The organism is Brevibacillus reuszeri, assembly GCF_001187725.1.
Taxonomy (GTDB): Bacteria; Bacillota; Bacilli; order Brevibacillales; family Brevibacillaceae; genus Brevibacillus; species Brevibacillus reuszeri.
In genome coordinates this window covers 394,074-406,786 of sequence record NZ_LGIQ01000017.1, presented here as the reverse complement: position 1 = coordinate 406,786, position 12,713 = coordinate 394,074, and the positions used below count along the sequence as shown (strand labels likewise).

The window sequence follows — 12,713 nt, the reverse complement described above, 5'->3', positions numbered from 1 at the left end:
AATCGGTCGAGGACTTATCCACACTCTTAGCAATCATGCAGATCCAGTTTTCAAGGAATGAAGGCAAGGAAGGGTCAATCCAATGGGTTGGCTCTTTTTTTACTGAATTTAGATCGAGGCTTGATGGAATCTAACAGTTGCTGGGCGGATATCGAAGACATCGACGTCATTCATGAATACGATCCTAGAGAAGGAATCGGGCATAACTGAATGGAATGTTTGATGAACGAGATATCTACAATTCCGATCGTCAGCCTGTTTTGCGAGATTGATAAGCGTCCAAGGGGATTTGTTTGGAATGAAAACAAAAACAGAGAAGCGCTATGAAGTAGATTTATACAAACCGATACGAAATTATTTTGCTCGGCAGGGCTATGAGGTGTTTGGTGAGGTCAAGCATTGCGACGTCGCAGCTATCAAAGAAGAAGAGCTGGTGATTGTTGAGTGCAAGCTCAATCTGAGCGTAGAGCTCCTCATCCAGGCAACAAAACGTCAGCGTTTAACTGATCAAGTCTATGTTGCCATCCCGAAGCCCAAATACAGCCTGTTTTCAAAAAAGTGGCAAGACATCACCCATATGATCAGGCGACTAGAGCTAGGCTTGATTCTTGTCTCTTTTTCCAAAAATGGAGCGTCAATGGAGGTCAAAATCCCTCCTGGACCATTTGACCGTCAGAAAAGCATGCGACAAAATCAGAGAATCAGAAGTAGAGTCATTGCGGAAATAAAAGGGCGCTACGGAGATTACAATGTAGGCGGTAGTCATCAAACGAAGATTATGACGGCCTACAAGCAGAGCTGTATCCAGATTGCCAGTCTCCTGCAACAGCATGGACCGCTGTCACCAAAGTCACTGCGTCAGATGGGAGCAGGAGATAAGACGCTATCGATTCTGGCAAAAAACTATTATGGGTGGTTTGAGAAGATTAAACGGGGCGTATACGCTGTGACAGATGCAGGAAAAAACGAAATCAATGCCTATCCTGAGCTTGTCGCCCATTATGTGCAAGCACAGCAAAAGGGGGAGTTTACGCGCGAGATGCCGTAAGCCCCCCTTTTCTATGAATGGAATCAACTCTAGTAACTAGATTCCCATGCATTCAGCCGCCATTTGACCAAGCATCGCCCGTCCAGCGCTGATTTCCGGATGAAACTGAATCGTTGCCTTTTGACGCACGTATTCGACCTGAAGAATTGCCTGCTGAATCAGGCTTTGATCCGTGAGTGTACCGTGCGTAGAGGCGATGGAAAGACCAGCTAAACTTCCTTGTGCGATCGCTACCTTGGCACTTTCAATCCCGGTTATGTTTCCTGCTACGAAAAGGGCAGGAAGCGGTGTCCTCATTCTTTCGTCGTGAATCGGCACATGTCCGCCCAATGATGGCACATAAGCAAAAGGACAGCCTGCAATGGCAGCCAATTCGGCAAGCGGGCTCAAGCCCCCAGCAATACAGACAAAATCAGCAGGAATGACCTCTTCCGTTCCAGGGATCGGTTGGCCGTCTGGCGTGATGCGCGCGACGCGAACTCCTTCCACTTGCTTGCTGCCGACAATCTCAAGCGCGCCGGTACGAAGCTGGATCGGGATATCCCACATGGAAAATCCCTTCGCAGGATACAGGGATACACCGAGTCGCTGCATCCAATGGCTTTTCATCAGCTGACTTCCCCAACGAATAAATGGGGAGGGAGCGAGATGGGCTACTCGCAAAAGAGAGCGCATAACAGCCTGAGGATTGCCTGCATGACCAGTAACAACAGAGGACGGAGGAAGAATCATTCGATCCACATTTATGCCAGCTAGCTGCAGCTCTCGCGAAATGGCGACGGATAAAATGTTTACACCGATGACGACCCCACGCTGACCGACTCGCACGCGCTGGACATTGGTCATTACCTGGGCTGCTCCTATTGACATGCACCCAGGCAACGTCCAGCCAGGTACAGGAACGGCTGTCTCTGATGCTCCAGTAGCAAGTAGGAGCATCGGAGTGTGAATTTCACCTGCCGTGGTGGAAACTGCCCAGCCCTTTTCTATGCGATTCACGTTATAAACAGAAATGCCAGAGCTGATCTCGACACCCGCAGAGCGTGCTTCCTGATCGAGCCTGACTGCTTCATCAATCCCGTTCCACCACGTACCGTCCGGCTCCTGATGCAGCTGTCCTAACAAACGGCCTCCTGATCGATAAAATTCGTCTACCACACGAACTGAGAGTCCATGCTTTGCGCAAGCGATCGCTGCGGATAAGCCTGCGGGTCCTGCTCCAATCACAAGTACATCAGCCATGTGCCACGTCTCCTTTTTTCAGTGGGGTAGGTAAAACAGTTCCAGCCGTTACCTCCATGCCGTCCTGAACCAAAGTCATACATGCCCGCACGGTTGGAACACCGTTTACCGAGACACGGCACTCATAGCAATGTCCAATGTTACAGTAGATTCCGCGTGGCGTCCCTTTTTCTTCGTGTACGCGAAGCGTCCGAACTCCGGAAGCCAGAAGGGCAGCAGCAATCGTCTCCCCTTCATAAGCGGTATAGCTCGATTCATTAAAGGTAAAGTGCAACGTTTTTCTCTGATTCAAGGAACCGAGAACAGGATGGTGTAAAATGCGCTGGCTCATGATTATCGACCTCCGAGAGTCGTAAACGAGATGGGACGAACAGGTGGCTGGAATCCAAGTGGTACAGTATGTGATGGCACTTGGCCAGTTGTTTGCTCGATAATCTGATCAATGAATATTCGGCAAGTACGTCCACCGCAGCAGCCCATCCCGGCACGTGTTCGTAGTTTTAGTTCACGCGCCGTACATTGATAGGCTTGGGCGGTCTCCAGCAGGTCAGCCAGTGTTACTTCTTCACAGCGGCAGACAATTAGCTGATGCGAGTCCATGTGAAAACCCTCCTTTATGTTTGCGTAGCTTTGAAAATGCAAATGTCGTGCCAGCATTCTGTATTCACTTGAATCGAAAAGAATTGCAGCAGTTGAATGAGGCGAGTACGATTAATGGCATAGGTATTGCTAGATTTTCTCTTGGAGTGTAAAAAGCATGCGAAAGGGATGACAAAGATGGAGAAAGTAAATCGCCTCCGCCAACAATTCACAGCATTGGGAGTAGACGGCATACTGATTACGAATGCACAAAACCGCCGTTATTTGAGTAATTTCACAGGTACATATGGCGTTCTGCTCATTTCCAATGACCAAGCCAAGCTGCTGACGGACTTTCGTTACACAGTTCAAGCTGCTGCACAGGCAACAGATTTTGAAATCGTTCATTTGCCGACAAAAGAATCGGTATATGCAGAGGTAGTTCGTCTTGCAGAGGAAATGGGGATTCAGACACTGGCCTTTGAGGAAGCGAATGTAACGTATGCGATGCACCGCAGTTATGCGAATGCAGCAAAAGAAAAAGTCGAGCTGGTTCCTACAGCAGGAATAGTAGAAGGCTTGCGGATGATCAAAACAGCAGATGAGCTAGCCAAGATCCAGACGGCTGCTGAAATCGCAGACGCAGCGTTTACGCATATTACTTCATTTTTGCGTCCAGGGATCAGTGAGCTCGATGTGTCTAATGAATTGGAAATATTCATGCGAAAGCAGGGAGCATCCGGCTCCGCCTTTGATATCATCATTGCTTCCGGTCATCGTTCTGCCCTGCCGCACGGGGTAGCCAGCGATAAGCTGATCGAGTCTGGGGATATGGTAACAATGGATTACGGTGCTCTCTACCAAGGGTATCGTTCTGATATCACGCGCACCGTAGCGGTAGGCGAGCCTTCTGAGCAATTAAAAGCGATTTACGGCATTGTTTTGGAAGCGCGCAATCGGGCAGTAGCGGGGATTCGCCCTGGCATTACAGGCAAAGAAGCTGATGCGTTTGCCAGAGATTACATTACCCAGCAAGGCTTTGGGGAGCGATTCGGTCACGGAATGGGGCACGGAGTAGGTCTGGACATCCACGAAGAGCCGTTCATGTCTACGCGCTGCGAAATGATGATTCAAGAAGGCATGGTTTTGACGGTTGAGCCAGGTATTTACATCCCGGATGTAGGCGGTGTGCGAATCGAGGACGATATCGTCGTAACAGAAGAAGGAAACCGCGTACTGACGAGTGCAGCGCGCGACTTGATTATCCTGTAGCATCTGTGAACCAAAGAAGCATAGGAGCAAAGAAGCATCAAAGCCCTTGATCATGGAAAGTGGTCAAGGGCTTTTCCTTTTTAAGGAAGAAATATCATCTGTCTAATATTTAAAACACATACAATCATAGTTGTCTAAAAAACGATACATATAGTGATGCGAAATAGCCTGATCCCTCCTTTTTCCATTTGGCATACCTCTTGCATTTTCAGTATTTTGTAAAAATTAAATCATTTTAGAGAATGAGGGGTTGATCGTTTGAAAAGAAGCATTTTTGCCCTAATCAGCAGTGTCGCTGTTCTGGGAGCGGCACTCGCAGGATGTGGGGGACAGCCAGCAGCCAAACCAGCAGATCACACGCAGCAAGGCCAAACGCAAGCACAATCAGGAACACAGCCTGCACCAGTAGAAAAGCCAAAGGAACCACAGGTATTGCGCTGGAATCTTCACTCAGAGCCACCCTCTGGTGATCCGGGCTTGGCAGAAGACACGACTTCGGCAGCGATTACAAAGGCAGTCTTTGACGGGCTTACACGTATCGGACCATCTGGTAAGCCAGAAGAAGCAGTAGCCGAGAAAATCGATGTCTCTAGCGATTTGAAAACATATACATTCACACTGCGCGATTCCAAATGGAGCAATGGTGAACCAGTAACCGCCCATGATTTTGAATATGCGTGGAAGCGTGCACTCGATCCGAAAACAGCGTCCAACTACGCCTATCAGCTGTATTACATCAAAAATGCGGAAAAAGCTAATAAAAGTGAAGCAAAGCTGGAAAATGTAGGCGTAAAGGCAGTGGATGACAAGACGTTAAAGGTAGAGCTCGAGAATCCAACGCCGTTTTTCCTGGAGCTGACTGCCTTCCAAACTTATTTCCCGGTAAATAAAAAGGTAGTGGAAGGTACGCCAAACTGGGCAGGAGATGCCAAAACTCATCTGGGTAACGGACCATATAAGATGGAAGTTTGGGATCATAAGAGCAAAATGGTTTTGGTAAAAAATGAGAATTATTGGGATAAGGAAAAAGTCAAGCTAGACAAAATCGAGTTTTCGATGGTAGAGGACGAGAACACTGAGCTGTCTATGTTTGAAAATGGCGAGATCGACTGGGCAGGATCTCCGATGAGTTCTTTGCCTACAGACGCTATGCCTGCCTTAAAGGACAGTGGAAAGCTGCAAGTAAAACCAGTTGGCGCGACGTATTGGTATAAATTTAATACAGAAAAACCTCCGTTCAACAATGTGAAAATACGTAAAGCATTTGCCTACTCGATCAATCGTCAAATCCTGATCGATAACGTACTCCAAGCAAATCAACAGCCCGCGATGGCAGCTGTTCCCCCGACGATGGCACTCAATCCGGATGGCTACTTCAAAGACAATGATCAAGAAACGGCTAAAAAGCTGCTGGAAGAAGGCATGAGCGAGCTGGGGATTACGAAGATTCCACCAGTTACGCTTGTTTACAACACTTCGGAAGGACATAAAAAAATCGCTGAGGCAATTCAGGATCAGTGGCGCAAAAACCTGGGTGTAGAAGTGAAGCTCGAAAACCAGGAATGGAAGGTATACCTCGAAACCATGCATGCGGGCAACTATCAGGTAGGTCGTCTGGGCTGGTCCGGTGACTTCAACGATCCAATCAACTTCCTGGAGCTGTTCAAAGAGAAAAATGGCGGGAACAATGATACGCGCTGGGAAAATCCGAAATTCAAAGAGCTGTTGAATCAGTCAGCTACAGAGGGCGATCCAGAGAAACGCAAGGCAATTCTGCGGGAAGCCGAGCAAATCATGATGGACGAGATGCCGATCATGCCCATTTATTTCTACACACATACATGGGTGAAAAATGACAAGGTAAAAGGAGTCTTCCAGGACGGTCTGGGTGCGATCGACTGGAAATGGGCATCCATCGAATAATAGTCGAACGGGGGAAGGGCTATGAAAAAATGGGGAAGTGCGATTGTTGCAACGATGTTAACACTCTCACTGGCTGTAGCAGGATGTGCAAATCAAGGACAGTCTTCAGGCTCTGCGGACGGGAATGAGATTTTGGTCGGGGTGCTCCTCCCAGTGACAGGGAACAACGCAACCGATGGAAAAGATATGCAAAATGCGATTGAAATGGCTGTCAAAAAAGTGAATGATGCTGGTGGTGTGCTCGGTAAAAAGCTAAAGATTGAAGTGGCGGATGACGGCTGCGATCCACAAATGGCCACAACTGCTGCTAATAAGCTGGTTTCACAAAACGTAGCTGCCGTAGTCGGTGGCTACTGCTCCGGAGCAACACTGCCCTCATCTGGTGTCTTTAAAAATGCCAATATCCCGATGATTGTCCCTGCAGCGAATTCAGCCAAATTGCCTGCCCAAGGCTATGACACCCTGTTTCTAATTAACGGCCTGACCCCTGACCAGGCACAAACGGCTGCTGACTACATGGCAGCGAATCAGGCGAAAAAAGTAGCTCTTGTTCACGACAATTCTGCCTATGCCAAAGACCTCGCGGATTTTGCCAAGGCAGCAGTCGAAAAATCAGGCGGAACGGTAGTCGCCTATGAAGCCATTAACCCCGAGGAAAAAGATTTCAGTGCATTGGTCACCAAGCTCAAAGGCATTGGACCCGATGCCACCTATTTCACCGGCTATTATGCGGCAGGCGGCTTGATGGTCAAGCAGTTTAAGCAAAAAGGCGTCTCTGGCCTCTTCTTCGTGGGCGACGGTTCCTTTAGTGAGGACGTCATTAAAATCGCAGGCGCAGAAAACGCAGAGGGACTACTGATTACGGCTACGCCGACTGCTGAGTTTATCGAAGGGGCGGAAGCATTCACCTCAGAGTACAAAAAAACCTACAACAATTTGGCTCCAGGACCGTTTTCTGCACTCAGCTACAATGCGGTCAACCTGCTGGCGGATGCGATCAAGAGAGCAAATTCTACCGACCGTGATGCGATCAAGAAAGCGATCAAAGAGACGAAAGACTTCAAAGCACTGGGCCAAACCATTTCCTTTAATGCACAAAACACCTTGGACACCTCCAACTTTGCCGTATTAAAAGTGGCGGGTGGCAAGTTTACGCTGGCGAAGTAGCAGCGGAGCGCTTTGTCCATGAAACGAGGAAAGAGGTGGATGCATGGATATATTGGTCCAGACCCTAGCAGACGGGTTGGTGATCGGTGCTTTTTACAGCTTGATTGCCTTGGGGTATACGATGGTCTTTGGGATTATCAAGCTGCTTAATTTTGCACATGGTGATTTGTATATGCTCGGTGCCTTTGTCGGATATACGCTGCTTAGTGTAGTGAGCGGAAATGGTTCAGGTGCTGGCTTGATGGGAATTGTTGTCGTGCTGTTTCTAACGATGGTAATTGTGGGTGCGATCGGAATGGGGATCGAGCGGGTGGCTTATCGGCCACTTCTGCTCGCCCCGCGCCTCTCCATCCTGATTACGGCTATAGGTGTATCCCTTTTTCTGGAAAATGGCTCCATGCTGTTTTGGGGGGCGCAATATCAGGTGTACCCGCTCCAGCTGTCTCATGATGGGTGGGAGCTATTCGGAGCGCACATTACGTATACACAAATCGGACTGGTTATCATCTCAGCTTTGCTGATGCTGGGCTTGCACCTGTTCATTAGCCGGACGCTCTACGGGAAAGCGATGAGAGCAATCGCACACGATCAGACAGCATGTCATTTGATGGGGATCAACGTACACAAGGTGATTGCTCTGACCTTTTTTATCGGGGCTTCGCTGGCAGCGGGCGCAGGGACAATGGCAGGCGCGTATTACGGCACGGTCAATTTTATGATGGGCTTTATTATCGGGCTCAAAGCCTTTACGGCAGCCGTTCTTGGTGGAATCGGCAGTATACCTGGCGCGATGCTGGGTGGGCTGCTGCTTGGCATGATGGAGACGGCAGGAACATTCCTTTTTGGCGGCTCGTGGAAGGATGTTGTTGCCTTTTCCCTCCTGATTTTGATCCTGGTGCTGAAGCCAACGGGCATCATGGGCGAAAAAGTAACGGAGAGGATGTAGCGGATGAACCCACTCGGAAAAAAGCTCTCCATCGTCCTGTTGCTTGTCGTGGCATCCTGCCTTCCGTTTCTCACCAACAACTATTGGCTCGATGTAGCGACTCTTGCCCTGTTTTATATCGTTCTGGCACAAGGATTAAATGTGGTCGTCGGCTTTGCTGGACTTCTTGATTTGGGCTATGCCGCTTTTTTTGCGGTCGGAGCGTATACGACAGGGATTTTGATGACCGTGTATCAATGGTCGTTCTGGACGACACTACCCGTCTCGATGGCGATCGCCGCAGTAGTTGGCGTCATCATCGGAGCACCGACGCTTCGCCTGCGCAGTGATTATTTGGCGATTGTGACTTTGGGCTTTGGAGAAATTATCCGCATTCTGGCGATCAATCTTGATATCACGGGCTCCGCCTCGGGAATCTACGGGATTCCTCGCCCATCTATCGGCAGCTATGTGCTGGCAGGACAAATGGACTTTTACTACCTGATCCTGATTATTGCCATTCTGGCTGTTCTTGCGGTGAAAAGGCTTGGCTCCTCACGCATCGGCAGAGCCTGGATGTACATTCGCGAGGATGAGGACGCAGCCGAGGCGATGGGAATCAATCGGATCAAGATGAAGCTGCTGGCGTATTCGATCGGAGCCGTCATCGGTAGCTTGGGGGGATCTGTCTTTGCGGTAAAAATGAGCGCGATTGCTCCGCTCAGCTTTAGCTTCACCCAATCGATAATGATCTTGCTCGCGGTTGTACTCGGAGGCTTGGGCAGCATCCCGGGTGTAGTGCTGGGGGCGGTCCTGGTCATCGCGCTGCCGGAGCTGCTGCGGTCGGTGGAAGACTGGCGCTATTTGATTTTTGGCGTAGCTTTGGTGGCGATGATGCTCTTTCGACCTCAAGGCCTGTGGCCAGCACGCTACGAGACGGGTAAGGATTCGGCGCAGGAAGCTGATGTGGTGAGGACAGAAGGGAGTGACAGAGATGTCCAGCTTGACAGTGAAAAATGTAACGCTTAAATTTGGCGGTCTTACGGCTGTGGGCGATCTGTCCTTCGAAATTCCTGCTGGCTCGATTACGAGCATCATCGGACCAAATGGTGCAGGGAAGACGTCCGTTTTTAACATGATTACCGGATTTTATCGCCCAACAGCAGGTCAAATCCTGCTCGGCAATGAAAGTCTTGTCGGGAAAAAGCCGAGTCAAATCACACAGCGAGGCTTGGCACGAACCTTTCAGAACCTGCGCCTGTTTCCCAATTTGACTGTGCTAGACAATGTGAAGTCAGGCATGCATAGCCGAACGAAGCAGACGGTCTGGGGAGCTCTGTGGCATACACCGGCACAGAAACAGGAAGAGAGGCTCATCGAAGACGTGGCCCGTGATTGTCTGGCATTTGTCGGGATGGATGCTTCCCGTTACCGCATAGCTAAAAATTTGCCGTATGGTGAACAGCGCTATTTGGAAATCGCGAGGGCATTGGCAACAAAGCCGCATGTCCTGCTGCTGGATGAGCCGGCAGCGGGGTTGAACTATGAGGAAAAAGAGAGTCTGATTGAGCTCATCAAGCGCATTCGCCAGAAGTACGGGCTGACTGTCCTCATTATTGAGCATGATATGGGCTTGATTCATAAAATCTCTGAAAATGTGATTGTTCTCGATTACGGACAAAAAATTGCTGAGGGAGCTCCTGCCGAAGTCCTGAATCATCCTCGCGTCGTGGAGGCATATTTGGGGAAGGAGGAGGAGGCGATGTGAGTACACTTTTGACAATCGACAATGTTCATTCGTTCTATGGAAAAATCGCAGCGTTGAAAGGAATCAGTTTGGAGGTGCGCCAAGGGGAGATTGTGGCACTATTGGGGAGCAATGGAGCAGGGAAGAGCACGACACTCAAAACGATCTCCGGGCTTGTCCGTCCAGGCAAAGGTAATATTTTGCTGAACGGAAAAAGCATTGTCGGCATGCCCCCTCACCAGATTGTCGAGGAAGGAATCATTCATGTCCCAGAAGGGCGACGAATTTTTGCGGGCTTGACCGTCCGTGAAAATCTGGAGCTGGGCGGATTCACGCAAAAGAAAAAGAAGAATGTGATTGCGGCCGGGATTGAACAAGCGTTTTCCTTTTTTCCACGCTTGAAGGAGAGGAGCACACAACTGGGAGGAACACTCAGCGGCGGAGAGCAGCAGATGCTGGCGATATGCCGGGGCTTGATGGCGCGTCCTAAATTGCTGATGCTCGATGAGCCTTCCATGGGACTTGCCCCGATTATTGTGCAGGAGATTATGCACATCATCAGAGAAATTAACAAGCAAGGCACGACGATCCTTTTGATCGAGCAAAATGCCAAAGCGGCACTTCGGCTTGCGCACCGCGGCTACGTCCTCGAAACCGGGCGAATCGTCATGGGAAACACGGCAGAGGTACTGCGCGGGGACGAATCCATCGTCAAGGCTTATCTCGGTGCGTAAGAGACATGAAGGCTGCTGTTAAACGACAAAGGAGGAATCAACTATGGAATTGGTCCGTATTTTGTCTGAGGTCCTACCCCCGAAAAGCGGATGTGATTACCGCTTTGTACGTCGTCGCCTTCTCTTGTTTTTCTCTCGCAAAGAAAGGAAACCGTGTCCCTAGTCGAGCTGTCAGGCTGTCGAGAAATGATCGACAGCCCTTATTTTCCCCTGTGAGAAGCTACTGATCTGCCTTGTTTAATTTATTGTACAGCGTCGCACGTGAAATGCCCAATCGTTTGGCTGCAGCCTGCTTGTTGCCGTTTTCCAGCTCAATTGCCCGCAAAATGACGCGGCGCTCATGTGCTTCCAGCTCCTCCTGCAAGGAGATCAGGTCATCGGGCAATTCGATTGGAGACACCTTGGGCTGTCCTTGCAGCGAATAGGGCAAGTCCTCTTCTTTCATAACACCATCAGTTGCAAATACGACCAATCTTTCTATCGCATTTCGCAGCTCGCGAATGTTGCCTGGCCAGTCATACTGGAGCAGGTTTTGCATGACGTTTTGTGAGATCGCATGGACAGGTCGGTTGTAGCGCAGCGAAAACTCATAGAGAAAAAAGTGCGCCAGCTCAATCGTATCCTCAATGCGCTGGCGAAGAGGAGGAATCTTTAGCGTCACGACATTGAGACGGTAGAACAGATCCTCACGAAATTTCCCTTCCTTCACCAAGTCCTCCAAATTTTTATTGGTCGCAGCCACGACTCGAAAATCAGCTTCAATCTGCTTGGTGCCACCTACTGGATAATACTTTCTTTCCTGTAAAACGCGCAGGAGCTTCACCTGCATATCGAGCGGCATTTCGCCGACCTCATCCAGAAAGAGCGTGCCTCCACGCGCCAGCTCGATCATTCCTTTTTTTCCTTTTTGATCGGCACCGGAGAAGGCCCCCTTTTCATAACCGAACAGTTCACTTTCAAACAAGGTCGGAGAGATCGCACCGCAGTTGATGGCGACAAATGGTGCATTGGCACCCTCGCGCACATCATGCACAGCTTTGGCAAACAGCTCCTTGCCGACCCCGCTTTCGCCGAGGATCAGTACCGTAGCTTCCGTGGCATTCAGCTTTTGAATCATCGATTTGATTTGCCGGATGGCGAGACTTGTTCCCTTGATTTGCTGAAAAGGATCGGCAGACGGACTCAGCTTGGCCATTTCCTGCTGTAAATGATTGACCTTTTTATTGGCGTTGAGCAGCTCCTGATTGAGTCTGACCTGACTAGTAATGTCTGTTTCCGCGGCGACAGCCCCAATGATTTTGTCATGCAGGAAAATGGGATTGGTATTAATCAGGACGACGAGATCCTCTCTCGGCTGATGTTGATGGCGATAGAGGGAATGTCCACTTTTTAATGATTGAATCGTTTCGAGCATCTCCAAAGGAAAAAAATCCGTGATGGGCTTGCCGATGACGTCCTTTTGCTTCAAGGAAAAAATGCTTTCGGCTCCTTCTGTCCAGACCATGATTCGCGCCTGCTCATCAATGACGGAAATAGAAGCATCCATGGTCTTGATCATCGTTTCAAAATACGCTTCAAGAACCTCGTATGACTCAAATATGGCTTGCAGGACACGGGAACGCTCGAGATAACCGACTGGCTCTGGCGCTTCTTGTGCAATCAGGAGGTAGGGATAATCACCGAGTAAGGAAATAACCTGAGAGAGAGGCAGATCCGCATGGATGACAGTGGTTTTTTCCCAGGGAGGCTGAGTAAAATCAATTTTTTTGTCTACGGATAAATACGAGGAGCGGGTGACATGCCAGCCTTCAGCTTCTTCGAGAAAGACAGGGATATCGGCCTTTGTATGAACGAAAAAATGCTCATGATAACGGGAAATCAGCATGTTCGTCTGCATGAAATCGGTTAGAGCAGGCAGTTTGTGTTTCAACCCAACCATCCCTTTTTAAGAATGTATAAAATAGTAAACACTTTCTCATTAATTATACACTGGTGATCCGAGTTGTAAAATATTTTAGACAATTGTACGAAATAAAAGCAAAAATCAGGTTGGCATACGGTTTGCATTAAAAGAAA

At 49.2% G+C, this 12,713-nt stretch carries 12 protein-coding genes; 8 read left to right on the top strand and 4 right to left on the bottom strand.

The window, feature by feature from the left end:
- Positions 1–298 precede the first annotated feature (298 nt).
- Positions 299–1,048: a DUF2161 domain-containing phosphodiesterase gene (locus ADS79_RS33355; RefSeq protein ID WP_049742789.1), complete on the top strand. Its 750-nt coding sequence runs from the start codon at positions 299–301 to the stop codon at positions 1,046–1,048.
- A gap of 36 nt (positions 1,049–1,084) precedes the next feature.
- Here ADS79_RS33355 and ADS79_RS33350 read toward each other — a convergent pair whose 3' ends face one another.
- Genes ADS79_RS33350 through ADS79_RS33340 form a run of 3 tightly spaced genes read right to left on the bottom strand, consistent with a single transcriptional unit; the run spans position 1,085 to position 2,890 of the window.
- Positions 1,085–2,290, bottom strand: coding sequence for an NAD(P)/FAD-dependent oxidoreductase (locus ADS79_RS33350; RefSeq protein ID WP_049742788.1), 1,206 nt, complete (start codon positions 2,288–2,290; stop codon positions 1,085–1,087).
- A complete protein-coding gene (locus tag ADS79_RS33345) occupies positions 2,283–2,621 on the bottom strand; it encodes a (2Fe-2S)-binding protein (protein ID WP_049742787.1) in 339 nt (112 codons plus the stop codon). Before ADS79_RS33345 ends, ADS79_RS33350 begins: the two co-directional genes overlap by 8 nt.
- Positions 2,622–2,623: 2 nt before the next feature.
- A complete protein-coding gene (locus ADS79_RS33340) occupies positions 2,624–2,890 on the bottom strand; it encodes a (2Fe-2S)-binding protein (protein WP_049742786.1) in 267 nt (88 codons plus the stop codon).
- Between the two features lie 177 nt (positions 2,891–3,067).
- Here ADS79_RS33340 and ADS79_RS33335 point away from each other — a divergent pair, with 177 nt between their 5' ends.
- The 7 genes from ADS79_RS33335 (at position 3,068) to ADS79_RS33305 (ending at position 10,637) form a co-directional block, all read left to right on the top strand.
- Entirely contained in the window at positions 3,068–4,141 is a 1,074-nt protein-coding gene (locus tag ADS79_RS33335) for a M24 family metallopeptidase (RefSeq protein WP_049742785.1), read from the top strand.
- 258 nt (positions 4,142–4,399) lie between these two features.
- Positions 4,400–6,064: a peptide ABC transporter substrate-binding protein gene (locus tag ADS79_RS33330; RefSeq protein WP_049742784.1), complete on the top strand. Its 1,665-nt coding sequence runs from the start codon at positions 4,400–4,402 to the stop codon at positions 6,062–6,064.
- 21 nt (positions 6,065–6,085) lie between these two features.
- Positions 6,086–7,231, top strand: coding sequence for a branched-chain amino acid ABC transporter substrate-binding protein (locus ADS79_RS33325; protein WP_049742783.1), 1,146 nt, complete (start codon positions 6,086–6,088; stop codon positions 7,229–7,231).
- 43 nt (positions 7,232–7,274) lie between these two features.
- Positions 7,275–8,177 carry a branched-chain amino acid ABC transporter permease gene (locus tag ADS79_RS33320; protein WP_049742782.1) on the top strand — a complete coding sequence of 301 codons (903 nt, stop codon included), beginning with the start codon at positions 7,275–7,277 and terminating at the stop codon, positions 8,175–8,177.
- A gap of 3 nt (positions 8,178–8,180) precedes the next feature.
- Positions 8,181–9,185, top strand: coding sequence for a branched-chain amino acid ABC transporter permease (locus ADS79_RS33315; protein WP_049742781.1), 1,005 nt, complete (start codon positions 8,181–8,183; stop codon positions 9,183–9,185).
- On the top strand, positions 9,151–9,924 hold the full coding sequence (locus ADS79_RS33310) for an ABC transporter ATP-binding protein (protein WP_049742780.1): 774 nt from the start codon (positions 9,151–9,153) through the stop codon (positions 9,922–9,924). The genes ADS79_RS33315 and ADS79_RS33310 overlap by 35 nt, the downstream gene beginning before the upstream one ends.
- The gene (locus tag ADS79_RS33305) at positions 9,921–10,637 is read left to right on the top strand and encodes an ABC transporter ATP-binding protein (RefSeq protein ID WP_049742779.1); all 717 of its coding nucleotides are present in this window, start codon (positions 9,921–9,923) and stop codon (positions 10,635–10,637) included. The genes ADS79_RS33310 and ADS79_RS33305 overlap by 4 nt, the downstream gene beginning before the upstream one ends.
- A 220-nt stretch (positions 10,638–10,857) precedes the next feature.
- On the opposite strand, the gene ADS79_RS33300 is transcribed toward ADS79_RS33305, so the two are convergent.
- Positions 10,858–12,576, bottom strand: coding sequence for a sigma-54 interaction domain-containing protein (locus tag ADS79_RS33300; protein WP_409362418.1), 1,719 nt, complete (start codon positions 12,574–12,576; stop codon positions 10,858–10,860).
- Positions 12,577–12,713: the final 137 nt, after the last annotated feature.